Annotated in this window: 21 protein-coding genes and 2 pseudogenes; 13 read left to right on the top strand and 10 right to left on the bottom strand. The window is 37.0% G+C overall.

The features are described from left to right. Positions 1 to 43: 43 nt before the first annotated feature. Complete coding sequence (prlC, locus tag ACXVWB_RS09825) at positions 44 to 2083, bottom strand: oligopeptidase A (protein ID WP_289901941.1); 2040 nt, start codon at positions 2081 to 2083, stop codon at positions 44 to 46. A gap of 230 nt (positions 2084 to 2313) precedes the next feature. Here prlC and ACXVWB_RS09820 point away from each other — a divergent pair, with 230 nt between their 5' ends. The 4 genes and pseudogenes from ACXVWB_RS09820 to ACXVWB_RS09805 form a co-directional block, all read left to right on the top strand. Then, positions 2314 to 2676 (top strand): YbaN family protein, encoded by a 363-nt coding sequence (locus ACXVWB_RS09820; RefSeq protein WP_049357633.1) that lies wholly within the window; start codon positions 2314 to 2316, stop codon positions 2674 to 2676. Continuing rightward, positions 2669 to 4234, top strand: a complete 1566-nt coding sequence (locus ACXVWB_RS09815; RefSeq protein ID WP_289901940.1) for a peptide ABC transporter substrate-binding protein — start codon at positions 2669 to 2671, stop codon at positions 4232 to 4234. Before ACXVWB_RS09820 ends, ACXVWB_RS09815 begins: the two co-directional genes overlap by 8 nt. 136 nt (positions 4235 to 4370) lie before the next feature. After that, a complete protein-coding gene (locus ACXVWB_RS09810; RefSeq protein ID WP_289901939.1) occupies positions 4371 to 5012 on the top strand; it encodes a MerR family transcriptional regulator in 642 nt (213 codons plus the stop codon). Further along, positions 5009 to 5755: pseudogene (locus ACXVWB_RS09805) on the top strand (acyl-[ACP]--phospholipid O-acyltransferase); the annotation flags it as partial. The gene ACXVWB_RS09810 and the pseudogene ACXVWB_RS09805, both read left to right, overlap by 4 nt. Before the next feature lie 220 nt (positions 5756 to 5975). Here ACXVWB_RS09805 and ACXVWB_RS09800 read toward each other — a convergent pair. Beyond that, a complete protein-coding gene (locus tag ACXVWB_RS09800) occupies positions 5976 to 6368 on the bottom strand; it encodes a helix-turn-helix domain-containing protein (RefSeq protein WP_118871324.1) in 393 nt (130 codons plus the stop codon). Between the two features lie 127 nt (positions 6369 to 6495). Here ACXVWB_RS09800 and ACXVWB_RS09795 point away from each other — a divergent pair, with 127 nt between their 5' ends. From ACXVWB_RS09795 to ACXVWB_RS09785, 3 genes are read left to right on the top strand one after another with little or no spacing between them, the layout of a single operon-like run. Continuing rightward, positions 6496 to 7233, top strand: coding sequence for a hypothetical protein (locus tag ACXVWB_RS09795; RefSeq protein WP_040218279.1), 738 nt, complete (start codon positions 6496 to 6498; stop codon positions 7231 to 7233). Between the two features lie 20 nt (positions 7234 to 7253). Then, positions 7254 to 7934, top strand: a complete 681-nt coding sequence (locus tag ACXVWB_RS09790; RefSeq protein WP_040218277.1) for a hypothetical protein — start codon at positions 7254 to 7256, stop codon at positions 7932 to 7934. Positions 7935 to 7974: 40 nt separating this feature from the next. Next, positions 7975 to 9216, top strand: a complete 1242-nt coding sequence (locus ACXVWB_RS09785) for a surface lipoprotein assembly modifier (RefSeq protein ID WP_289901938.1) — start codon at positions 7975 to 7977, stop codon at positions 9214 to 9216. 65 nt (positions 9217 to 9281) lie between these two features. On the opposite strand, the gene ACXVWB_RS09780 is transcribed toward ACXVWB_RS09785, so the two are convergent. After that, complete coding sequence (locus ACXVWB_RS09780) at positions 9282 to 10313, bottom strand: branched-chain amino acid aminotransferase (protein WP_289901937.1); 1032 nt, start codon at positions 10311 to 10313, stop codon at positions 9282 to 9284. A gap of 487 nt (positions 10314 to 10800) precedes the next feature. Here ACXVWB_RS09780 and ACXVWB_RS09775 point away from each other — a divergent pair, with 487 nt between their 5' ends. Both ACXVWB_RS09775 and rlmM read left to right on the top strand, forming a co-directional pair. Continuing rightward, positions 10801 to 11694, top strand: coding sequence for a transcriptional regulator GcvA (locus ACXVWB_RS09775; protein ID WP_289901936.1), 894 nt, complete (start codon positions 10801 to 10803; stop codon positions 11692 to 11694). Beyond that, positions 11687 to 12775, top strand: a complete 1089-nt coding sequence (gene rlmM / locus ACXVWB_RS09770; RefSeq protein WP_289901935.1) for a 23S rRNA (cytidine(2498)-2'-O)-methyltransferase RlmM — start codon at positions 11687 to 11689, stop codon at positions 12773 to 12775. The genes ACXVWB_RS09775 and rlmM overlap by 8 nt, the downstream gene beginning before the upstream one ends. A 58-nt stretch (positions 12776 to 12833) precedes the next feature. Here rlmM and cmoB read toward each other — a convergent pair whose 3' ends face one another. Continuing rightward, positions 12834 to 13799 carry a tRNA 5-methoxyuridine(34)/uridine 5-oxyacetic acid(34) synthase CmoB gene (gene cmoB / locus ACXVWB_RS09765; RefSeq protein WP_289901934.1) on the bottom strand — a complete coding sequence of 322 codons (966 nt, stop codon included), beginning with the start codon at positions 13797 to 13799 and terminating at the stop codon, positions 12834 to 12836. Beyond that, complete coding sequence (gene putP / locus ACXVWB_RS09760) at positions 13799 to 15313, bottom strand: sodium/proline symporter PutP (RefSeq protein WP_289901933.1); 1515 nt, start codon at positions 15311 to 15313, stop codon at positions 13799 to 13801. The genes cmoB and putP overlap by 1 nt, the downstream gene beginning before the upstream one ends. A 117-nt stretch (positions 15314 to 15430) precedes the next feature. On the opposite strand from putP, the gene rng reads away from it, so the two are divergent. After that, positions 15431 to 16906: a ribonuclease G gene (rng, locus tag ACXVWB_RS09755; protein WP_289901932.1), complete on the top strand. Its 1476-nt coding sequence runs from the start codon at positions 15431 to 15433 to the stop codon at positions 16904 to 16906. A 47-nt stretch (positions 16907 to 16953) separates the two neighbouring features. Here rng and ACXVWB_RS09750 read toward each other — a convergent pair whose 3' ends face one another. Next, positions 16954 to 18351, bottom strand: a complete 1398-nt coding sequence (locus ACXVWB_RS09750; protein ID WP_289901931.1) for an MATE family efflux transporter — start codon at positions 18349 to 18351, stop codon at positions 16954 to 16956. A gap of 45 nt (positions 18352 to 18396) precedes the next feature. On the opposite strand from ACXVWB_RS09750, the gene ACXVWB_RS09745 reads away from it, so the two are divergent. Together ACXVWB_RS09745 and ACXVWB_RS09740 are read left to right on the top strand one after the other, a co-directional pair. After that, positions 18397 to 19011: a riboflavin synthase subunit alpha gene (locus ACXVWB_RS09745; RefSeq protein ID WP_289901930.1), complete on the top strand. Its 615-nt coding sequence runs from the start codon at positions 18397 to 18399 to the stop codon at positions 19009 to 19011. A 28-nt stretch (positions 19012 to 19039) separates the two neighbouring features. Next, positions 19040 to 19315: a hypothetical protein gene (locus ACXVWB_RS09740; protein ID WP_128787148.1), complete on the top strand. Its 276-nt coding sequence runs from the start codon at positions 19040 to 19042 to the stop codon at positions 19313 to 19315. Positions 19316 to 19694: 379 nt separating this feature from the next. On the opposite strand, the pseudogene cas2 reads toward ACXVWB_RS09740, so the two are convergent. From cas2 to ACXVWB_RS09720, 4 genes and pseudogenes are all read right to left on the bottom strand, one after another. Continuing rightward, a pseudogene (cas2, locus tag ACXVWB_RS09735) lies at positions 19695 to 20020 on the bottom strand (CRISPR-associated endonuclease Cas2). Further along, positions 20013 to 20930: a type II CRISPR-associated endonuclease Cas1 gene (cas1, locus tag ACXVWB_RS09730; protein ID WP_289901929.1), complete on the bottom strand. Its 918-nt coding sequence runs from the start codon at positions 20928 to 20930 to the stop codon at positions 20013 to 20015. Before cas1 ends, cas2 begins: the two are co-directional and overlap by 8 nt. A 53-nt stretch (positions 20931 to 20983) precedes the next feature. Then, positions 20984 to 24151: a type II CRISPR RNA-guided endonuclease Cas9 gene (gene cas9 / locus ACXVWB_RS09725; RefSeq protein WP_458485346.1), complete on the bottom strand. Its 3168-nt coding sequence runs from the start codon at positions 24149 to 24151 to the stop codon at positions 20984 to 20986. Positions 24152 to 24479: 328 nt separating this feature from the next. Beyond that, entirely contained in the window at positions 24480 to 25085 is a 606-nt protein-coding gene (locus tag ACXVWB_RS09720) for a DedA family protein (RefSeq protein WP_289901927.1), read from the bottom strand. A 226-nt stretch (positions 25086 to 25311) separates the two neighbouring features. Here ACXVWB_RS09720 and rplY point away from each other — a divergent pair, with 226 nt between their 5' ends. After that, entirely contained in the window at positions 25312 to 25599 is a 288-nt protein-coding gene (gene rplY, locus ACXVWB_RS09715; protein WP_014065570.1) for a 50S ribosomal protein L25, read from the top strand. Positions 25600 to 25656: the final 57 nt, after the last annotated feature.

The following is a 25656-nucleotide window of genomic DNA, read 5'->3' as shown; positions in this document are numbered from 1 at the left end:
AAATAAAAAACGGCCAAAAATTTGACCGCTCTTTTTTAGTTCATTAGTTTGCAATGCCTTTATGGCGAAGTAATGCATCTAATTGAGGTTCACGTCCACGGAAACGTTTGAATAATACCATTGGTTCTTCAGAGCCGCCGCGAGTGAGAATTTCATCTAAGAAGGATTTACCCGTAACTGGATTGAAAATCCCTTCTTCTTCAAAACGAGAGAAGGCATCAGCAGATAGCACTTCAGCCCATAAATAGCTGTAATAACCGGCCGCATAACCGCCCGCAAAAATATGGCTAAAGCTATGTGGCGCTCTTGCCCATTCAACACCTTTAATCACGGCAACTTTATCTTTCACAGCTTTTAAGGTATTAAGCACTTGATTAGCTTTACCCACTTCAAAAGTATGATGAAGAGTAAAATCAAACAAGCCAAATTCAAGCTGACGTAACACAAACATCGCTGCTTGGTAGTTTTTCGCTTTGAGAAGTTGATTTAATTTTTCTTCTGGCAATGGCTCGTGCGTTTCAAAGTGACCCGAAATAAAATCAAGCGCTTCTTTTTCCCAACACCAGTTTTCCATAAATTGACTTGGAAGCTCTACCGCATCCCAAGGTACACCATTGATACCCGCAACATCCGGCACATCAACTTTGGTGAGCATATGGTGAATACCATGACCAAACTCGTGGAATAGAGTCGTGACTTCATCATGGGTGAATAGCGCAGGTTTATCCCCAATAGGCGCATTGAAGTTACACGTTAAATAGGCAACCGGTTTTTGAATTGAACCATCGGCATTGCGTTTTCTACCAATACAATCATCCATCCATGCGCCGCCACGTTTATTTTCGCGTGCATAAAGATCGAGATAGAAACTGCCGCGTACTTCATCGGTTTCATCAATTAAATCAAAGAAACGTACATCTTTGTGCCAAGTATCTACGCCAAAACGTTCAACTGCACGAATATTAAAAATACGTTTAATTAATTCAAATAAGCCCGAAATAACGCGATCTTCAGGGAAATAAGGACGAAGTTCTTCATCATTGATCGCATATAAATGTTGTTTTTGTTTTTCAGAATAGAAACTGATATCCCAAGGGGCGAGTTCAGTGACGCCAAATTCTTTTTCACAATAAGCTTTGAGTTCAGCTAATTCTTTCTCACCTTGTGCTTTTGAATGAGCTGCAAGGTTATTTAAGAAATCTAACACTTGTTGTGGGTTTTCTGCCATTTTGGTGGCAAGTGAGCGTTCAGTATAGGTATTGAATCCTAATAATTTAGCTAGTTCCACACGTAACGTCATGATTTCTTCAATGATCGCCGTATTATCCCATTTACCGGCATTTGGACCTTGATCAGAAGCGCGAGTCGCATAAGCACGATACATTTCTTCGCGTAATGCTGCATTTTCACAATAGGTCATGATTGGCAAATAACTTGGGATTTCTAACGTAAAGCGATAGCCTTTCAAGCCTTTACTTTCGGCAGATTGTTTTGCCGCAAGTAATGCGGATTCAGGAAGACCCGCTAATTCACTTTCATCTTCAATGACTTTTTCCCAGCCCATGGTGGCATCGAGTACATTATTACTAAATTGTGAACTTAATTCAGATAAGCGAGCAACAATCTCACCATAACGCTTTTGTTTTTCTTCGGATAAACCGATACCTGAAAGCTCAAAATCACGTAGTGCATTTTCAATGGTTTTCTTTTGTGCGACGGAGTAAGTCGCAAATTCAGGGCTATTCTTTAAGGCTAAATAAGCGTTGTATAAGCCTTTGTGTTGGCCTACCCAAGTGCTGTATTCAGAGAGTAGTGGTAAGCAGGCTTGGTACGCATCACGTAATTCAGGGCTGTTTTTAACTGAATTTAAATGGGAGATCGGTGACCAAGCACGACTTAAGTGCTCGCCTGCTTCAGAAAGCGGTTCAATAAAGTTTTCCCAAGTAAAGTGCGGTTGTTTTAGAACTTGTTCAATGGCTTGACGATTTTCTTCGATGAGTTTTTGGATTGCCGGTTGAATATGCTCCGGTTTGATTTGAGAAAACGGAGGTAAGCCTTCAATATGAAGTAATGGATTAGACATAAATATTCCTTTTGCTAATAGTTTCTTTAGTAAATTGCGACAAATTCTATAATATCAAGGTTGAAAAATCTAAAAAATCAGTGATAATTGCGTATCACTTTTATTTAGGGTTTATGATGGACGGCACTTCCTTTTTTTCTATTATCATTTTTTCTGGCATCATTGCTCTTGCGATCGTTATAGGTGTTGTTTCACTTAAGTTTTTCTCAAAGACTTCTTTAACCAAAGTCATGTATATTGTTCTTGGTTGCATTTCTTTAATATTAGGTGTTATTGGTATTTTTTTACCTATTCTTCCAACCACACCTTTTTTACTGCTTACACTTTATTCTTTTGCGAAAGGTTCTTCTCGTTTAGAACAATGGTTTTTAGGCACTAAGCTTTATCAAAAACACCTAAAATCCTTTAATGAACGTCGTGCATTGACGAAAAAAGCAAAAATTTCTATTCTAACGTTTTCAACCACAATGCTTTTAATTGGCTTTTATTTTACCCCAAGCGTTGTGGGTCGAACGATCATTGCCATTTTAATTGCGGTAAAATATTGGTTCTTTTTCTTTTGGATTAAAACAGAAGACGTTGAAAATGGATAATTCTTTCCTGACTTGGCTTAAAAGTGCGGTTATTTTCGGTGTCGTTTTTGGATTGAGTGGCTGTGATAAATTAAACAGCCAGAAATCGATAAACACAGAAACGGATGACCAACTAACACACAGCCAGTCTATCAAACAAGAGAATACTTCAAAATCGAATCGTACATTACTGACTCGGGCGTTTACTCATGCCCCTTCTTTTGAGCCTTGGTTTGTTCGTTATCCAGAACAAGAGAGCTTATTGCGTGATTTGTATGAAGGCTTAACGGCTTATGATCCAGAGGGAAAAATCGTGCCAGGTATCGCAGAACATTGGCAAACGAAAGATAATAAAACCTGGATTTTTACCTTGCGTGAAGGGCTTCGTTGGTCAAATGGTGATCCTTTAGTCGCCCAAGATGTCATGCTTTCTTGGCAAGCGTTATCTCAATCAAATAGCCCATTAAGATCCTATTTAGCTTATCTCAATTTAAAAAATGCAAAAGGTGTTTTAGAGAAAAATAAACCTTTTAAGAGTTTGGGAATTTATGCGGAAAGTGAACGCACTTTACGTATTGAACTGGATAAAGCCACGCCTTATTTACCGGAAATGTTGGCACATATTAGTCTTGTGCCTCAATATAAACATCCAAATGTAATCGCAGTAACAAATGGCGCCTATATGTTGCAAAGTGAAAACCAACAAGGTATACATTTAATTAAGAACCCGTATTATTGGCAAAAAAATAATGTGGCTTTTGAGCGTGTAGCCTATTTGCCTTTTGTTTTACCTAAATTGATTGAATTTGATGTAGTCATTGATGTGCTGGAAGTACATAAAGATCTTCAGTATTTTCCACAGCTTTGCAGTTATTTTTATGAATTTAATCTCAACGATCCTAATGTTGCCAAGACAGATGTGCGTAAGGCGATTGCTTCGTTGGTCTCCGTCACCAATATTGTGAATAATGAAATTCCAACAGCAATTCCGAGTTCATATTTTTTACCGAAAGCCATGTTAAATGGCCAAGATTCAAGATGGGAGCCTGTTGTTGCCGAGCAGTTATTGGCTCAAAATAAAATTAATGAAAGACACCCGCTACACTTAAATGTGCTTTATGATGAGACGCCATTGCATGTAAATATCGCGCAACGTTTAGTTGGGCAATTAACGCAATCAGATATGTTGCGTGTGGATGCTCAACCAGTCAGTTGGCAAACATTACAGACTAAACGTCAAAAAGGTGACTTCCAAGTCATTCGTTCAGGCTGGTGTGCAGACTTTAATCATCCGATGGCATTCTTGGGGTTGTTCTATTCTAAAAGTCCCGATAATAAAAATGGCTATGCCAATGCGGAATATGACCAACTTTTTGAGCAAGCATTAAAAAGCTTAAATGAAAAAGAGCGGTCAGAAATTTACTTAAAATTAAGTGAGAAGATCCAACAGGAAAACCTTGCTTTACCGCTTTTCCAATACACCACACCGGTTTATCTTTCTCCAACTATTATGGGGGCGAAGAAAAATCCAGTGGGTGTCATTTACAGTAAGGATCTATGGCGAAAAGTTGAAAGCTAAAGCTGATTAAGAAAGTTGTTCATGATGTGGTGAACAACTTTTTTTATTAAATTCAATAAAAGTGTAGAGTAACACTATTTACTTTTTATTTTTATCCGATACAATACACAACAAATCAACCTAGAGGGAAATCCTTATGTTAAAAATGAATGACCTAGTTAAGCTTAGTCAGACACCAAAATCCACGGTGCTGTACTATGTGAAAGAAGGTTTGTTGCCAGAACCGGTAAAAGATAAACCGAATTTTCATCTCTATGATGAATATTGTGTAGAGTTGCTCAGTTTTATTAAATATCTACAAAGCAATTTCAATGCGACGATTTCACAAATTAAAGCACTTTTTGCTCATCCTCATTTTGATTGGAATAATCCTTATGAAAGCCTTATTGGATTATTAGATATCATCATGGGGGCAGAAAATGAAGTATTCACCATTGAGCAATTATGTGAAGAATTTCATCTTTCTGCTAAACAAATCGAAGACATGGTAGCGGAAGGCTTATTGAATCCTCGTGACGGTATTTTTACAGCAAAAGAACGTGATATTTTGGCGATCTTAGCTCGTTGTGATGAAGCCGAAATGGATGTAGTGAAAGCTTATTTGGCCGCTGCGAAAATGTTAGCGGAAAAAGAGGTAAACGTGACTTTAGCGGCATTAGCCAATACCGAACAAAAAGATGAAAAATTAAAACATTTATTTGATTTATTGTTGGTGTTAAAACCGTATCTCTTGAATATGAAAACCTTTAATCTTTATCAAGCGGAGAGTGCGAAATGAAACTCTTAAAATATGCTGGCTTTGTACCTTATTTAGCCATTGCCTTTATTAATGCCGGTGTGGATTTGGCACATAAAATTACCATTCAAAATGTGTTACTGAAAAGTTTTTCAGGCGAGAGTTTGGTCGTTTTAACGGCATTAATTAATGCGATGATTTTATTGCCATTTATTTTCTTATTTTCGCCTTCGGCATTTATTAATGATAAATTTTCCCGCACTAAAGTCATTCGTTATAGCAGTTTAGCAGCTGTGGTGATCAGTGCTGGGATTTTATTGAGTTATATGACGGGAATGTTTGCTATTTCCTTTGTACTGACATTGATTTTGGCAGCGCAAAGTGCGGTCTATTCTCCGGCCAAATATAGCATTATTAAATCAATTGTGGGCACTGAAAATATTGGTATGGCAAATGGTGTCATTCAAGCGCTTACTATTGTGGCCATTCTATTTAGTTCTTTTGCTTTTTCTTTCTTCTTTGAAGCGCATTATGTGGCATCAGATGATCCGAATGAAGTATTACAAAGTGTTTGGGTGATAGGTGTAGCATTAGTATTACTGAGTACACTCGAAGCCTATTTTGCGTTTAAAATCCCATTCTTTAAGCAAGAAGTTGAAAATACAGATGGTCAGTTTGATATGAGAAAATACCTTTCTTTAAGGTATTTAAAAGATAACGTTCGCACATTAAAAGCAGATCAAAATATTTGGTTGAGTGTTATTGGATTATTCATTATCGCAGGCGCATTGATTATTTCAGCTTGTTCGAATAAAGATGTGTATTTTAACGGCGCAGAAGGTTCTCATTCAGGTGTTAAATTTGATAAAGATTCTCGCCAATGGGGATTGAATCAATAAAAAAGTGCGGTTATAAAGAAGCCTATTTTACATTGTAGATAGGCTTTTATTATTTAGATTTTTTAGTTTTCGCGCTTATTGCGGTTATCAATAAAATTTCACAATTTTATTTTGCTTTTAACAACTCAATAATCTCTTTTAATGCCTTAATTTCATCATCTTTTTGAGCTAATAATGTATCTTTCATTGCCAGTAAACTATTTAATTTTTCATTTTCAGCGGTTAATACTTCATTAGTACCGAAATGACTGTTAGTTAAGTTATAAGAATTATCGCCACCTACCGCAAAGAAAATCGATCTATCCTTACAAGTAATCAATTCGCCCATATCAATATTAAACACATTCGCAATTTGCTGTAATTTATCTAAATTAATACTGCTTTGTCCACGCTCAATTTTGGCATATCCATTCGGTGACATTGAAAGCTTCTCCGCCATTTCTTCTTGCGACCATTGATTGATTTCTCTCATTACGCGAATTTTATCGTGGACTTCCATTTTATTTCCTTAAAGTGCGGTTTTAGGTAGTGGCAGATCAGTTTTTGACACTGTTCGTTTGTGGTGAAAAATTGGGGTTGAGTATAACATTTACGCGAAATTTATCCAAAAATTTATGGAGTCGCTGATGATTAATAATGAGTATTTAAGTTATGCAGCTAGAATTTTAGCTGATACTAATGAAGGATTAAGTGGTTCAGAAATTTGTAAATTCTGTAATCAATATGCTGTTAAATACGCAAAAACAATTAAACATACAAAGTTACCTTTTGCAAAAGGAGTATCGAATAAAGCACAAGTTTTACGAGAAAATTTAGCTTGCTTTGAGCCTGAGCAGCAGTTTGTCATTATTCGAGATTTATGCGATTTAGAAAAGTTTTCCAATAATGAACAAGTAAAGGATCTAAAACTAACTTTAGCAAGAGATTATTCTCATCTTGCCCCACAAGATGTCCCAGAACAAATTTTAGAAAGCATCAATCAAGTTAGGCATTGGTTAGATGATTATCCTGAAGCTAAAGTTAATTATGAAAGTGCTTTAGAAAAAAAGAACTGCAATATTTACGGAAGAAATTTACTTGATGATTTACGTTCTTCTTTTGAATCTTTAGTTAAAGATATTCTACAGAGTAGAAAATCATTAGAAAATTTAAAATCTGAGTTAGGTAAATTTCTAGATGAAAGAAATATTAACGTGGAAGTTAAAAATTTTTATATGGCTACTGTTTTTGATTTTTTCACTAAGTATCAAAATGAAAATGTAAAACATAATATTAATTTTAAATATATTGAGATAGATTTTATCTTTTATCAAACCACCGTGTTAATGCAATTTTTAATTGTATTACACAAACAAAATTCTTAATCAACCATAAGGATATTATAATGAAATTAACATTCTCAAAAACGTTATTAGCAACGGTTGTAATGCTGGGATTAACTGCTTGTAGTTCGGGTGGTGGCGGTGGTTCAAATGAACCAACAACTTCAAGCACGAACAATACAGATTCAATTACCGTACCAAATGTTGATACCAATAATTCTAACACGGTGAATAATTCAACGAACGCAACGAAACCTAATGCAACAGTTGTAGTTCCTTCAATCACTCCATCGACATTTAAAGTCGCTTCAGATGGCTATGCAACAGGTAAAGCAACTTATGCTTCTGCGACAAGCTCAATAAGATTAGATGCAGATTTTGACAATAGAACTATCTCAGGTAGTGCGGTAGGGAAAATAGACAATCAAAATGTAAATATCTCTTTAAATAGTACAACGTTGTATAGAGGTACAATTAGATATCTTGATGGAAATTACTCCAGTTATAATGAGATGTATGAATTTAAGGGAGATGCTTCTGCGATACACAATCATGAAAAATTTTCAGGTCAATATGCAGGAATTATTTATGGTGAAGCTAGTCCATTCTCGGAAATGAGTGCAGGATATAAAGTAACATCAGAAAAAGATCAAAGTCGTACTATAAAAGAAGGTGCTTTAGAGTATAGCCGAGGGTATGCTGGAGGGTATAATACTTCAGGTTCTGATTTAAATAGACAATAATTTTTTTCCCACAATAATTTTATTGTGGGTCTTTTTGAATATGAAATATGAACTTTTTTTCTTTTTTTGCTTATCTAATTGTATTGCTGTTGCAAATGAAACAGCCTACTCCATAACTCAATTAAAGGATAATCAAGTACTTACTGAAAAACTCCTTTCAGATATGTTAAGTATTGATCGAATGGATTTAGTAGATCGTTTGTTACCGATTTATCAAAGCTTTCCAGATAAAGATTTAAGATTGGTTAATTACGCTAAAATAAGACAAGCAAGATTATTATTCTTAGATTATCAAAACAATAATGCAAAAAAGGCTTTTCAGGCATTGGAAACAGAAGCAAATTTAAATGATGAAGAGCGGTCGATTATTCAAAATTATTTGCAAGCAATTGAAAACCGAGAACATTGGCAATTTTCCTTAGGTGGGAATTATTTACAAACCAAGAATGTGAATAATACATCTAATGAGCGACATATTGAAAACACAGGCTTTGTGAAAAATGATGATATGTTGCCACAATCGGCACACGGTTTTGCTTATTATTTTGATGCTCAGAAAAATTGGAACATAGCGGGTTCGCATTATCTGCATTTTGCAAATAATCTATATGGCAAAAATTATTGGGATAATCACGATTATGATGAAATCACCAACCGTACTTATTTAGGCTATCAATATCAAAATGCTAAATATAAATTAGTGTTAAAACCGTTTTATGAGCATCAATGGTTGGGCGGACATCGTTATAACTGGGCAAATGGTGCCAGAGCGGAATATAGCTTAAATTTTTCAAAAAATTGGCAGATTTCAACCGCACTTGAATTAAGTCAGCCACGTTATTTTACCCAAGCAGATCGTAATGGAACAATTAAGTTAGCTTCTTTAACCTTTATTTGGCAGCCATATGATAAAGGTTATTATTACTTAGGTTCGGATTTTGTTCGAGAAAGCACTCGTATAAAACAATATAGTAATGATATGAAAGCCTTGAGAATAGGTTGGCGGCAAAATTGGGGTTATGCAATTGCAAGTCAAATTAATGGCTCTATTGCGTTGAAACAGTATAAGGATTTTGCTTCTCTTGGTGGGATTTTGCCGTTAAATAAAATTCGTCGAGATAAAATCTATTCACTAAATTTAACGCTTTGGAAACAAGATTGGCAGTATTTAGGCTTTACGCCGAAAGTTCAATTTCGTTGGAAAAAACAAGAAAGTAACATTCCTTCAATGTTTTCTTATTCAGAAAAATATGTGCAGATGTTAGTAGAAAAGGATTTCTAGTTATTTTATAAAAAAGTAAAGCGATAACTTTTAGGAGAGTTATCGCTTTTTTCTTTTAGGAAAGATTATTCCACTTTCACAATCCAGCCTTCAGGTGCTTCAACATCACCAAATTGGATACCGGTTAATTCATTGTAAAGTTTACGTGTGACAGGACCCACTTCAGTTTCGGAATAGAACACGTGGAATTTACCTTTGTGTTGAATACCTCCTACTGGCGTAATCACTGCAGCAGTACCACAAGCTCCCGCTTCTGCAAATTGATCAAGTTGATCGATATACACATCACCTTCGATAGCTTTCATACCTAAACGCTCTTTTGCAATATGAAGTAATGAGTACTTAGTGATACTTGGTAAAATAGAGTCGGACGCTGGTGTGATAAATTTATTATCTTTGGTGATACCAAAGAAGTTTGCCGCACCCACTTCTTCAATTTTAGTATGTGTTTTTGGGTCGAGATAGATCGCATCAGCGAATTTACGTTCTGGCGTACCTGCTTCTGCGGCGAGTTCATGTGGAAGCAAACTTGCTGCGTAGTTACCACCTACTTTTACACCACCGGTTCCCATAGGTGCAGCACGGTCGTAATCAGTCGTAATGAAATTAGATGGTGCTAAACCACCTTTGAAATAAGCGCCAACAGGGCAGCAGAATACAGAGAAAATAAATTCAGGTGCGGTTTTTACACCGATATTCGCGCCTGTACCAAAGAGGAATGGACGTAAATATAATGTTGCGCCAGATCCGTAAGGACCTAACCATTCTTGGTTTGCTTTCACCACTTCTTTACAAGCACGGATAAATAATTCTGTTGGCACTTGTGGTATTAATAAGCGATCAGAGGTATGTTGCATGCGTTTTGCATTTTGATCTGGGCGGAATAAATTGATTGAACCATCTTTACAGCGGTAGGCTTTTAAGCCTTCAAAACATTGTTGGCCGTAGTGAATTGCCGTTGAACCTTCGTGGATATGTAGCATATTATCAGTGGTCAGTTTACCTTCATCCCATTTACCATCTTTCCAATGAGCAATGAAACGGTAATCCGTTTTGATATAACTAAATCCAAGATTTTTCCAGTCTAAGTCTTTCATTTTGCTTCCTTAATATGTTGTTGTACAAATAAATAATGAAATGAGAACATTAATTAATCTACACCATAATCACCAGAATGAAAATATTTAAACGTAAAATATGATAATGTTTCAAAAATTTTGTGTGGATTTTTAAATTTGTGAACTCGGTTAGGAAATAAAATGCAGCTTATGTTAGAATGACAGACATAAAAAAACGCTGCTCTGAGTGAGCAGCGCTTAACCAAAATGGTTCAATATATACAGGAAGTAAATGAGTAACTTAATCGTTACTCTAGTTCGGAGACCGAACTATATGCAAACACAACATCATACTTAAGTCCGAAACTCATTAACTTGTAAGGAATTACCAATCATTAAGTATGTGCGTATTTTAGATAGAAGGTTTTGAAAGGGCAAGTGATGTTTTTTTATTTGAAGCATAAAAAAAACTAATCCGATATATATTTTTTAATTATAAACTAAAATTTAACCCTTGGGAAGAATTATGTATAAACGTTTGCCTCCCCTTAATTCATTGAAGTCTTTCGAATCAGCTGCACGGCATTTAAGCTTTACAAAAGCAGCTGATGAGTTGTGTGTAACACAAGCAGCAGTAAGCCATCAAATTAAATCACTAGAAAATTTTTTAGGCGTTGAGCTTTTTATTCGTAAGAATCGTTTGCTAGAATTGACTGAGTTTGGGAAAGCGTATTTTATCGATATTAATAAAATTTTAAGAAAATTAAACGAAGCGACGGAACGATTATTAACATTTAAGGCCGAGCCCCATTTAACCATTAGTGTTCCACAGACCTTTGGTATTCAGTGGCTTGTACCGCATTTAAATGATTTTAATGAGCAGTATCCTGAAATAGAAGTACGCTTAAAAGGCGTTGATCAAGATGAAGGTTTATTGGATAAAGAAATAGATATTGCCATTTATTATGGTAAAGGTGATTGGGAAAATTTACAGGTTGATCGTTTAGGCGAAGAAAACCTCGTGATTTTAGCCGCGCCTTCATTGCTTGAGAAAACACCAGTAAGTTGTCCTAATGATTTGAAAAAGCATACGCTGATTCATACGCATACCCGAGATAACTGGAAAACTATGGCGGATTATCTCAAATTAGATGATTTAAATATTCAACAAGGTCCGTTATTTAGCCACACCTTTATGGCATTGCAAGCTGCCGTTCATGGGCAGGGTATTGCGCTAGCTAATCGTATTTTGGCTCAGCAAGAAATTGAAAACGGTCATTTGCAAATTGTGTTACCAACCGAATTGCGGGATCCAAAATCATTCTATGTGGTCAATCATTTAGATCGTTTAGATGATGAACAAATTCAAGCCTTTAGAACATGGATTAAAGATTCAATTAAATTAGGAAAACATGAATAAATTAGCCTTATATTGTCGAATTGGCTTTGAAAAAGAAGTCGCCGCAGAAATTACCGACCGAGCCTCTGAGCGTGGTGTATTTGGTTTTGCTCGAGTAGTAGAAAACAGCGGCTATGTCATTTTTGAATGCTATCAACCAGGCGATGCGGATCGCTTAGCGAGGGAAATCCCTTTTAATCGTTTGATTTTTGCGCGTCAAATGATCGTTGTTTCAGATTTCTTAGAAAATCTCGATCCTCAAGATCGTATCTCGCCAATTCTTGCTCAATATAAACGTATTGCAGAAGACATTAATCTTAAGCAAGCGGTAGAGCTATTTGTCGAAACAGCAGATACCAATGAAGCGAAAGCGCTTTCGACATTTTGCCGAAAATTTACCGTGCCGTTACGCCAAGCGTTGAAAAAACAAGGTTGGTTACAAGGTAAGCCGAATGCAAAGCGCGGTCAGATTTTACATTGTTTTTTCACTCAGCCGAATTGCTGTTATGTAGGGTATTCCTATCTTGGCAATAACTCTACCTATTTTATGGGGATACCACGTTTGAAATTCCCAGCGGATGCACCAAGTCGTTCAACTTTAAAATTGGAAGAAGCGATTTTAACCTTTATTCCTCGAAATGAAGAAAGTAAACGCTTAAATGAAAATATGGTTGGCGTTGATCTCGGCGCATGCCCTGGCGGCTGGACCTATCAATTAGTGAAACGTGGTTTATTTGTGTATGCAGTTGATCACGGCAAAATGGCGGCCAGTTTACATGATACCGGCAGAATAGAGCACTGCCCGGAAGATGGATTTAAATTCCAACCACCAAAACGTAAGCATATTGATTGGCTTGTGTGTGACATGGTGGAGCAACCAAGTCGAATTGCGAATTTAATTGGAAAATGGTTAATTAACGTCTGGTGCCGAGAAACTATTTTCAATTTGAAATTACCAATGAAAAAACGTTATCAAGAAGTGATGTTGTGTTTAGAAAATCTTGCGGTGATGTTAGCAGAAAAAGAACTGGAATTTGATATTCAAGCGAAGCATTTATATCACGATCGCGAAGAGATTACAGTGCATATTGCCTTAAAATAGAAAAGCAAAGAGCCGTCAAAAAACATTGAATTTTTGACCGCTCTTTTTATTTAAACCATTATTTATTCGCTAAAATCACTGCACGAGTTGGGGCTTGATAGCCTTCGATGGTTTTACTGTGATCATTTGGATCTAAGAAATCAATCAAGCTTTCATTTTCTAACCAATCCGTTTTACGCTGTTCTTCTAATGTTGTGGTGGCAACATCCACACAACGCACATTAGTAAAGCCGACTTTTTCCAACCAATTAATGAGTGAGGCAACGGAAGGAATAAAATACACATTCTTCATTTTTGCATAGCGATCTGAAGGTACTAATACCGTATTCACATCGCCATCAACCACTAAGGTTTCTAAGACAAGCTCGCCACCTTTTACTAATTGATTTTTTAGTTGAGTGAGGTGCTCGAGCGGTGATTTACGATGATAAAGCACCCCCATTGAAAACACGGTATCAAATGCCGCAAGAGGTTGCATTTCTTCAATACCTAGTGGGATTAAGTTAGCTCGTCGATCATTATTTAATAATTTTCGAACGGCTTCAAATTGGCAAAGGAAAAGTTCGGTTGGATCAATACCCACCACCATTTTCGCACCTTCACCAACCATGCGCCACATATGGTAGCCGCTACCGCAGCCTACATCTAAAATGGTACGATCTTTTAATGGCGCAAGATGAGGCAAAACACGATCCCATTTGAAATCAGAGCGCCACTCGCAATCTACGTGAATATCAAATAAATGATAAGGTCCTTTTCGCCACGGCATCAATTGCTTCAAATGATGGATAATACGTTGTTTTTCGCCCTCTGAAAGTGGCGAAGTGCAGTCAGATTTCACCGAATTTTTTAAATCGATGGTATCTGCCTGTAAATCAGGGAGAAAGTCTACAATTTTTGACCATTTGACATAATCACCATGGGTTTGCTTTTCCCATTCTTTTAACTGTAAAGGTAACGTTTCTAGCCAGGCAGATAAATTGGTGGTGGCAATTTGCTGATAAAAAGGACGAAAATTAATCATTATTTTGCTTCCTTATAGGCTTTTTCTGCTTTTTCAAAGGTTTCTTTGACTTCATTATTCGGTTCAGTAGAAATGAGAGATACGATAAGAATTGCAAGGCTCGCAAGAATAAATCCGGGTATCATTTCGTAAACATTAAACCATTCACTCGTTTCGACAATTACAGATTTCCAACTAAATACGACGACAGTACCAACAATCATACCAGCCATAGCGCCTGCAGAAGTCATCTTTTTCCAGAATAAAGATAAAAGTACGACAGGTCCGAATGCAGAACCAAAGCCCGCCCATGCAAATTCAACAAGTTTTAAAACTTTGCTGTTTTCATCCTGTGCAATCCAAATGGCAATTGCCGCAATGATCAAAACCATTGCTCGACCTAGCCAAACTAATTCTTTTTCAGAGGCCTTGGGACGAATAAAACCTTTGTAAAAATCTTCAGTAATAGAGCTTGAAGAAATTAATAATTGTGCAGAAAGTGTGCTCATTACTGCCGCTAAAATTGCGGATAATAGAACACCAGCAACCCATGGATTAAAGAGCAATTTGGCTAGTTCAATAAAGACTTGCTCGGGTTCATGATTAACTACAGTTGCAATCTCTGGATTGGCAAAGAAATAAGGAATACCAAAAAAACCAATACCTATCGCACCTACTAGACAAATGACCATCCATGTCATACTGATGCGGCGAGCTTTGATTAAAGATTTCACTGAATAAGCGGCCATAAATCTGGCTAGAATATGTGGTTGCCCAAAATAACCGACTCCCCAAGCCGCTAAACTTAATAAACCTAATGGCGTAGTAGAACTCAATAAATCAGTAAAATCTTTATTGGCAGCGAGTTCAGCTTGATGTAATACTTCTGTAAATTGTGATGCATCACTGAAGCTTAAAAAGATAAAAAGTGGTGTTAAAATTAAGGCAAAAATCATTAATGTCGCTTGAATCGTATCAGTCCAACTTACCGCTAAAAATCCACCGATAAAGGTATAAATAATCGTCGCTAATGCGCCGTACCAAATGGCGGTGGAGTAGTCGACAGAAAATAAGTTTTGGAATAATTTAGCACCCGCAACCACACCTGAAGCACAATAAATCGTGAAGAAGGCTAAGATGATTGTTGCTGACACAATTTTTAAGAGATTATGTGATGTACCAAAACGATGATGGAAATATTCCGGTAATGTGAGTGCGTTGTTGTTGAATTCGGTATAAATTCTTAAGCGACCAGCCACGAGCAACCAGTTAAAATAAGCGCCGAGAATTAAACCAATGGCGATCCAACCTTCAACTAATCCAGATACATATACTGCACCGGGTAGGCCCATTAATAACCAGCCAGACATATCAGAAGCGCCAGCAGACATGGCTGTTACAAAGCTCCCGAGTTTACGGCCACCTAAAATATAATCGGATAAGTTGTTTGTATAATAATAGGCAAGGACACCGATTAAAATCATGCCGAAAATATAAATACTAAAAGTAATAAGTGTTGGGTCTAAACCAAACATTAAATACCCCAAAATAAGTCATGAAAATTTGAGAAAGGTCATATTTTACCTTATTTGGGACTATTATTCTATTTCCCTTTTCGATAGACTAGTACGATTGAAACGAAGGTTACAAAAATGAATTCAGTTGAATTACTAATGAATGTTACGCCCAATGAAACCCGTATTGCGTTGGTGGAAACGGGCGTTTTAAAAGAGGTTCATATTGAACGTCAAGCCAAATGTGGCATTGTGGGGAATATTTATAAAGGGCGAGTAACCCGTGTTTTACCCGGAATGCAGTCCGCATTTGTGGATATCGGTTTAGAAAAAGCAGCATTTTTGCATGCTTCCGATATTGTTTCACATACCGAATGTGTGGATGTAAACGAACAAAAACAATTCCGTGCAAAAAGCATTTCTGAACTCGTACGCGAGGGGCAGGATATCGTGGTACAAGTGGTGAAAGATCCTTTGGGCACAAAAGGCGCAAGATTAACCACGGATATTACATTACCTTCTCGCTATCTTGTCTTTATGCCGGAAAATAGTCATGTTGGTGTGTCACAACGTATTGAAAGCGAAGAAGAGCGCGCAAGATTAAAAGCACTGGTTGAGCCTTTTTGTGATGAGTTAGGTGGCTTTATTGTCCGTACAGCTACCGAAGGCGCAACGGAAGAAGAGTTACGCCAAGATGCGGAATTTTTAAAACGTTTATGGCGTAAAGTGCTTGAGCGTAAAGGCAAATATCCAACCCGTTCTAAAATTTATGGCGAACCCGCATTGCCGCAACGTATTTTGCGTGATTTTATCGGTGCTAATTTAGAGAAAATTCATATCGATTCCAAACTTTGTTTTAACGAGGTTAGAGAATTTACCGATGAATTCATGCCTGAATTAAGTGAAAAATTAATGCTTTATACGGGCAATCAGCCGATTTTTGATATTTATGGTGTAGAACGTGGTATTCAAAATGCCTTAGAGAAACGTGTGAATTTAAAATCGGGCGGCTATCTCATTATTGAGCAAACCGAAGCCATGACGACTATTGACATTAATACAGGTGCTTTCGTCGGACATCGAAATTTAGATGAAACAATTTTTAACACCAATATTGAAGCGACTAAAGCCATTGCACAGCAGTTACAACTGCGTAATTTAGGCGGTATTATCATTATTGATTTTATTGATATGCAAACCGATGAGCATCGCAATCGCGTGATTGAATCCTTGGAAGAGGCCCTATCGAAAGATCGCGTAAAAACGAATGTGAATGGTTTTACTCAACTTGGTTTAGTGGAAATGACCCGTAAACGCACACGTGAAAGTTTAGAGCACGTTTTGTGTGATGAATGCCCAACTTGCCAAGGTCGTGGACGCGTGAAAACCGTTGAAACGGTATGTTATGAAATTATGCGTGAGATCATTCGCGTCAACCACTTATTCTCGAGTGAACAATTTGTGGTTTATGCCTCTCCCGCTGTAGCGGATTACTTAATCAAAGAAGAATCGCACGGTTTATTGCCAGAGATCGAAATGTTCATCAGCAAACAGGTTCAGGTCAAAACAGAGCAGTACTACAACCAAGAACAGTTTGATGTGGTGGTGATGTAAAAGACAAAAGTGCAGTCAAATCAAATTGACCGCACTTTTTATTTTAACTATTTCAATCTTTCTAACTGTTGAATAATGGCCTCATCAGGTTGTGATTGGATTTTTCGCATACGTATAAAGAGTAAAGTGGCGGCAATGGTTAATGCAATGATAAACGCAACCCAGAAGCCTTTTGCACCGATGCTTGGAACAATCCAATCCGTGCGGGAAAGAATATAACCAACAGGGATACCCACGCCCCAATAGGCAAGTAACGTGATATAAAGGATAATTTTGGTATCTTTATAGCCACGTAAAATACCGCTCACTACCACTTGCACCGAATCTGAAAATTGATAAATCGCCGCCATTGCTAATAAGCTGCCTGAAAGGGCAATAACGGTGGCATTATCGCCTACAATTAATGCGGCGATTTCTGCACTAAATACCCAAATTACCAACGCCAATACACTTGCCGCGATCAAACCAAGAATAATAGCAGCGTGAGCCATGATTTTGGCTTTTTGTGGTGCGTGATTACCGAGTTCTTGCGCCACTAAAATGGTTGCAGCCATCGCAATAGACATGGGGAACATAAAGGCTACGGCACTGGTGTTTAAGGCAATTTGGTGGCTAGCGACTACATCCGCACCTAATGGGGAAAGTAATAAACTACTCAAGGCAAACAGTGACACTTCACTGCACAGCGCAATGGCAATAGGTAAACCAAGTGCGGTCAATTTTTTCAGTGTTTTGATGTCAGGCTTTTCAATAATCTTTTCAAAGACTTTTAAACTACGTTCGTTATAGTTTTTGGCCGAATAAGTAATCATTAAGATCGCCATCGCCCAGTTGACAATAGCCGTTGCCACACCACAACCAACACCGCCCAATGCTGGCGCACCAAATTTGCCGTAAATAAATATATAATTCAGTGGAATATTCAGCATTAACCCCATGAAGGTAATCACCATGGACGGTTTGGTCTTAGCAATGCCATCATTCAAACAGCGGAAATTAATCAGCAATAAATAGGCAGGTAAGCCCCACACCATCGCACGCAAATAATTCATCGTCACATCTGCCATGTGGGTATCCATATTCATAAACTGTAATATGAAATCATTATGATAGATGATGAAAGCAAGGGGAATCATCACTAAAAATGAAATCCAAAGGCCTTGTCTTACTTGGTGAGCAATGCGATGGCGCTGCCCTGAACCATTTAAATAGGAAATTGTTGGTGGCAAGGCGAGTAATAAGCCTTGTCCGAAAAGTACTAAAGGTAGCCAAATGGAGGCGCCAATACCGACGCCGCCTACATCAGCCGAGCTCACACGCCCCGCCATAATCACATCCACGGTGCCCATGCCAGTTTGAGCTAACTGGGCAAGCCCGATAGGTGTCGCAATGCGGATAAGTTTTTGAATATCAATACGGTATTGAGAAAAAAGACGAGAATTCATAAATTTTGCTATAATATTGGAAAAGTTTTTAATGAAGGAATAATAATGTTTACAGGTATTGTACAGGGCATCGCCCAAATTCATACAATTAAAGATAGCGATAATTTTAGAACACAGATCGTAAAATTACCAGCTGAAATGCGAAAAGGCTTAGAAATCGGTGCATCAGTGGCGAATAACGGCGTATGCTTAACAGTGACTGAAATTCATGATGATCTTGTGAGCTTTGACCTAATGCAAGAAACCTTGCGCATCACCAATCTCGGCAGCTTAAAAGCAGGGGATTTTGTCAATATTGAACGCGCAATGCAAATGGGTGCAGAAATTGGTGGGCATATTTTATCTGGCCATGTTTATTGTACTGCAAGCGTTTCACAGATTATCGAAAGCGAAAACAATCGTCAGATTTGGTTTAAATTACCTACTAAAGACGTGATGAAATATATCCTCACCAAAGGATTTATCGCGATTGACGGCATCAGCCTTACTATCGGTGAAGTGAAAGGTGATGAATTCTGCGTGAATTTAATTCCTGAAACTTTGCATAGAACTCTGATCGGCAAACGCCAAATTGGCGATTTAGTAAATATTGAAATTGATCCTCAAACACAAGCGATTGTAGATACGGTGGAGAATTATTTAAAAGCAAGAGGGATATAGTTAATTAAGATTACTATAAGGAGGAAATATGTTTAAAGATGAAATTGCTCTTATTCGCTTTTTAGGCAGAGAGTTTATTGTCGTGTTTAATGTGTTTTTTCTATTTCCGCTTTCAATTATTTTAGTGCTGATTGGCGTTATTCATGGTGTAATATGGAATGTACTTTTAGGTATTGTATTTACTTACCTCGTATTTCTTGTCTTATTTAGGATATTAATCTATTTTTTATATAAAAAATGGGAGAGAGAGCATCAGAAAAAAATGCAAGAAGAGAATAAAGTTAAATACATTATTATTAAATAATAAATTTATACTGTATTGTAATAACACCCTTTTTTCATTTCGCAGTGCTATAATTAAATAAGGTAATCCCCAGTCAGTATTTGTGTTGTAGCTCCCTTTTTTATTTCGCAGTGCTATAATACAATTCGGATTGTTACCACAAATATGTAAGTTGTAGCTCCCTTTTTTATTTCGCAGTGCTATAATAATAAATAGCGGATGTGTGTACTCATTTTCGTTGTAGCTCCCTTTTTTATTTCGCAGTGCTATAATCGCAAGCCAAATCATTATGCTTTACCGTGAGTTGTAGCTCCCTTTTTTATTTCGCAGTGCTATAATAGGGACAGCAAAAAGCCCCATACCGTAAGGTTTAGGGGCTTTTTTTTGTCTAAAAAAACGGTTAAAAAAGCAGTAATTGATTTGAATTGACTTTTTTTCTTGCGGTTTTTTCTCTCCCACTAAAATTTCCATGCTCGCAAATTGTTTTTCTGTAATAGATAAACATCGAATTGAACCCTCTTCAGGTAAGTGTGCGACGAGTCTTTTATGATGTTTTTCTAAAGCATCTCGCCCTTTAATAATTCGAGTGTAAATAGAAAGTTGCAACATTTGATAACCATCTTTAAGTAAAAATTGGCGGAATTGGTTTGCCGTCCGCATTTTTGCTTTAGTGGTGACTGGTAAATCGAATAAAACGATCATACGCATAAATACTTCCTCACTCATATTGATATTCCTGTAGTGTATCAATTTCTGGTAACTGCAATAATGCTGCATTTTTTTGAATAAGTGCAATTTGTAAAGAGGCAACACTTTTATCTATGGCAGTTAAAACACTCACTTTTTCCCGCTTAAAGCGTAGTTGATGATGTAAGATTTTTATTAATTGTTGTTTTGATATAGGACTAAGGTTTTTGGAGAGTAAGCCTTTTTCGAGCAAGTTCGATACAAGCAAATCAACAATAGGGCGAAAAGGTTCAATAAAATCATCAGCCAAATTAAAGGCATTAAGTTCACTATGATGAAATAAACCTAATTGAGGTAGCCAACCATAAAGAACAAGGCTTCTTGCCACAGCTGAACGCATAACTGAATAAGCATAGTTCAGATGTATATTAATCGCATTGTCTTCTTCTTTTCGTCTGAAATGAGTGCCGAATAATCCAGAGAAATAAATAACCGCACTTTGTGCCTCAAGATTATCTTTATCACCTGATTTCACTAAATTAGCGAGCTGGAGTAAGCGTTCTGATTTTTCTTGAAACTGACAGAGTGATAAGACTTTTGCTTGATTACGAATTTTTTGTTGCACAATTCGTTGCCAAAGTTGTTTTTTCAGTGGAAAACTGGTTTCAAGTTGTAATTTAAGGGTTTTTAATTGTCGATAATATTGATTAAAAGGGAGCCATTGACCACAAGGTAAAAATTGTTCATCACAACTCAATAAAGTGATCCCATATAAACCGAATGCAGAGAGTAACGGAAAGGTAATCACTGTTTCTCGGCTTTCCACAACAACAATAGCAATATCTTCTAAAGGAACGGTAAATTCTTTCCCTTCTTGCTGAATTAGCATTTGTTGCTGATGCAAAGAGAGTTTTCCTCCTTTGCTAATAAGAAGACTTCTCCATGTCATAATGTTTCCTTATAAAAAATCCCCATAGGCAATGCGATGGGGATTGGAGAAAATTAACGAACAGCTTGACGTTTACTTGGTTTACATAAATGAATATTTTTGCCAAGTTCATCTACTTGATATTTTTCAAAGGAAGTAGCAAGTTTTATGCCGACACTTTGATGAATACCATCTTTGATCTTAGATTTATCTAAATCATGCTCTTTAATATCAATATTACCTGTGGAACGATTAAGTCCATTAAAGTAACCCAAAATAGTTTTCTTTTTAGTGACTAATTTTACTAAGTCATTTTGGTGTAATGAAAATTGGAAAGTTGCATTGTCATCCATATTTTCCCAATCTTCTTCATCTTTTCCCTGAATAACAGCTTTATTAGGCAAAATACCTTTCGCTACTTGCCAGGTATAAATTGGTACAAGGAAATATTTTCCATCTTTAGTGAAGACATCCACTCTCACCATAGAGGCATTATCCGCGACACCATTACCCTCACGGACTAATACTCCAGATTTTTGTATTTGTTCTACTCGTACTGATTTAACAATAGCCCCGCCTTTTTTCATAAAAGGTTCAGCAAACGCTTTAGCAGGATCATCATTGAAAGCCTCTAAGCTAGCTTTTAATGCGTCATAAAGCTCTTTTTCACGCTCATGATTTACCATTGATTCTAAATCTTTTAATTTTAATTTAGTGAGTGGCATTTTAATCACGCTTATCCCTTCATTGAGACGTTTCGCGGATTTCACGGTTTCCATGTGTCCTTGACCAGTCATTTTGCGTGTTGGCATTCGAGATACAAAAAGAGGTTGGACAAATTCATGATTTGCTTGTGGACGATCCGGTAATCTATTTTCTAGCTCCAGTTTAGGATTATCACTAAAAATTCGGATTTCAACTTCTTGTTTGAAAAATTGCCATGGTGTAGGGAAGTGTAATGGAATAATTTCACCTGTTTCACGATCTATTCGTTCTCCAGTGAATACATCACCTACTTCAAAACGAACAAAACGTGTGATTTTTTGCTGCATAGCGACGGTTGAGCAAGCGACCACAACGGCATCTAAAGCGTGATGGCGATCATTGTCTTCACGTGATTTTGCTAATCCCCAACGGCTACGAAGTAAAGCAGTAATTTGCCCGTTGGAAGCAAAGACTTTACGTTTTCCTTCACCTGTTAAGTGCATATTATCTGCAATAAAGTTACATAAGAAACGAGCAACGTAGCGCGTATCATTTAAGTTACGTTCAATAAAGCCCTTTTCATCAAGCTTTTGGCTTAGGATGCGTTGTTTTTTCGCATAAGGGAATACAGTTGTTTCAACTAATGCTTTGAAAGCTCTCCAGCGTTCGCTGTTATGTTTACCATCAAGCCATTCAAAAGGGGTTAAATTGCCTTTGTTTTGATTTTCATTAGCAAGCACCAATACTTTATTGTTGAAGCTATCATCCCAAGTGCGGGAAAATGGCAAGGCATGATCGACTTCTACATAGCCTTTTTCTAATAAACGGTGTAATTCGATAGGTTTACCGGAATATAAACATTTTGCATTTTGTTGTTTATAAAGTCGCATTTTTAAAATGTCTTTAGCTTTAGGTTCACCAGCAAAATGAGGAAAATACTCTTTAAACTCATTGATTGCGTTTTCACGCTGTTTGCGATTTTCTTCTTGACGTTTTTCTAGTTCTCGACGATCTTTGTAAGATTTGCCCACTTCTCGTCCTGTTTCAATATGAATACGAGCGGGCGAACCATATAATCTCACTATGCTATTAATTACTTTACGAGCCTGCGTGAGCGTTCTTAAAACTACAGGATTACGAATTTCATCAGCTGGAATCTGTGGTAAGAAGTGATGGGTCTCTTCTGTTTTTTTACCATAATGATCGCCATAAATTTCACGACAAGCCTCGTCATAGCGTAGCCCTTGTTGCATTAATGGTAGAAGTTTATATAAAGCTTTAAGAGATAATTGGATAAATTTATCAAAACTAAGGTTTTCCAATAATAAGGCATTTAATACAGGCTGAGAAAGTTTTCCTGCTAAGTAAGCGCTGATACCTTCATCAGTTTTATATAATGAAAATGCCGTGCCAATTTCATCTAACAATGTTGGATTTGTCTTTAATTCCGCCCATTCAGCTTTTAGGTTATTACTCTTTAATACATCATGAATTTTATGATAGGCTTTCATTTCCATCAGAGTTGTTTTGGTTTCAATGGCTTTTTTATCTTCACCGGAATAACGGACGCCTTTAAAGATTGCATCATCAGATAAATTTAATATTGAACGTACTTGTGCATAAGTTAATTTAGCTTTTTCATAAGGTTGCTCGATTAACATTAAACGTTCATTATCACTTAAAGCACGCTCTAAGCCATTTTCTTGAATACGTAAATTATTTAATTTTGTTATCCAAACAAAACGTTCTGCAGTATAGGTATTTTTAGCCGCCTTATATTCATCTTCAAAAGTACATTTACCGAGCATTTTTAAAATGGCTTCACCAGATAAGGCGGGCTTTTGCCACATTAAAAGTGCGGTTAAATTTTCTAATAATTTTTCTGAAGCGAATGGATTACCAAAGAGTTGTTGACGAGAGAAGAGAAGTTCCATTTCGGCGAGTAAGTCTAGTCGGCTAAACGTGTGAGTATAGGCGCCTTGCTGGTTACGGATATGACCTTCTTCGATCTCAAATTTTTTTACAGCAAGTTCTGCAGGCGTACGATATGTAGCTTGTTGCAATAATTCATGGTTACTGGCTACACCGCTTAATAACGCACCTAGCTCTTTATTTTCGCTTTTACTTTCATTTTTACGCTGAGATAAATAACCACGATGCTTAATTAAATGCAATAACACAGCAGCCCATTCTTGGCGTTCTAGTTTTCGATCTAGACCTTCGACACGTAGCTGCCAAATTTGATGAGGAAGACGTTCATCAGTGGATAATAGGATATTTTCTGATTTTAGAAGTCGTTTTGCTTTTTTCAGGCGAGCAACGCGACGTTGAGTTAATCGACGAGCAGCGCGGGCTAAACGGCGAGAAAGCGCGAGACTTTCACCTGTTTTGGGTACTTCTGCTCGTTCGAAAGTACGAACACCAACATCAATTAAACGCAGAGGATTCTCTTTTTCGTCAATTTCAACTACAGCCCAGCCAACAGAGGCGATACCAAGGTCGAGACCAAGGATATAATGTAAGTTTTTATTTTCCATAAGGTTGGTTCCTTTTCATTAGTTTTTTTGTTTAAATTTTAACAGATTTTTGTATAAAAAATATATTGACGATAAAAAAATAAATAGATAGAATTCACCTCGTTGTAATGGCACTGCGAAATGAAAAACGTTGTTACAATAAGAGAAAAGATTTCTCGCAAAGCTCTGTCCCTTGAAATGTAAGTTTCAAGGGACATCTTTTTTCTGCTTATTTAGAAAATAAAGATGTGAGAGTAGATTAACAAAAACAAAAAAACGCTTAATAAAATTATTAAGCGTTTTTTAATTGACGAAAATTTATAAATTTTTGACCGCACTTTATAAGAAATTATTTAGCCTGTTTCTTCGCTTTTTTCCATTTCCAGAATAAGAAAACCGCTAATGCACCAACAAGGATATAAATTACAAGCTGACCTTTTTGGATTTGTTCGTGCAACCAATCTAAGTTTCTTGCACCAAATTCGCCAAGGTAAACCCAAATTGGCACAGAAATAATGGCCGCACAGAAATCAATTAATATAAAGCGTGTGTAACTGACGCGGCGGGTGATACCTGAAACCATGTAAATCGGTGCGCGTAATCCTGGAAGGAAACGGGCCACAAATAGTACGCGGTTGCCGTATTGGGCAAATTTTTCACGTACCATTTTTAAGCGTTGTAGAGTGATTACTTTACGCATTGGACGGAAACGAAGAATTCGGGTGCCGTAAATGCGACCAAGCCAATACATACAAGAGTCACCAGCAAGTACGCCGATCATACTGACTAATAACATTAAATGGGAGTTTACACTTTCAGGATAAAGACCAGCAATTACGCCACCGGATACAAGCGTGATATCTTCTGGAATGGGTACACCAAAACCACAAATAATCAGAACAAATAGCACCGCCCAATAACCGTAATCGGTAAAAAAGCTGATAAGAAATTCCATTTGAAACCCACTTACAATCAGTTAGTTAAAATTAATTAAAAATTGGGGCTTATTTTAATCGCTTTGCCTTGAAAAGCCTAGAAAAAATTTGCTGTGTAAATTTGCATTGTGGGGCTGAATATTTTATAATCCGTCGCTCTCAAAGTTTGTCTTTGAGCAAATTTAGGAAAATTGCTGGGTCGCCTGCAATTTTTTATTTTAAACTTTTAATCAAGAGAACATTAAAATGGCATTTAAATTTAACGCTGAAGTTCGTCAAGCGCAAGGTAAGGGTGCGAGCCGCCGCCTGCGTCACAACGGTCAAATCCCTGCAATCATTTATGGTGGCAGTGAAGCACCTGTTTCAATCATCTTAAATCACGATGAATTAAACAACGCACAAGTTCACGATTCTTTCTATAGCGATGTAATCACTTTAGTGGTTGAAGGTAAAGAAGTTGCAGTGAAAGTTCAAGCAATGCAACGTCACCCATTCAAACCAAAATTGGTTCACATTGACTTCAAAAGAGCATAATCCAGTATTTACGCTATCTAAAGTCAATTTTAATTCCGAAACCTTTTCTTATTTTTA

This window comes from Haemophilus sp. SZY H53, assembly GCF_054332375.1.
Note: the sequence above shows the minus strand (reverse complement) of the source record. Positions and strands in the feature narration are given on the sequence as shown.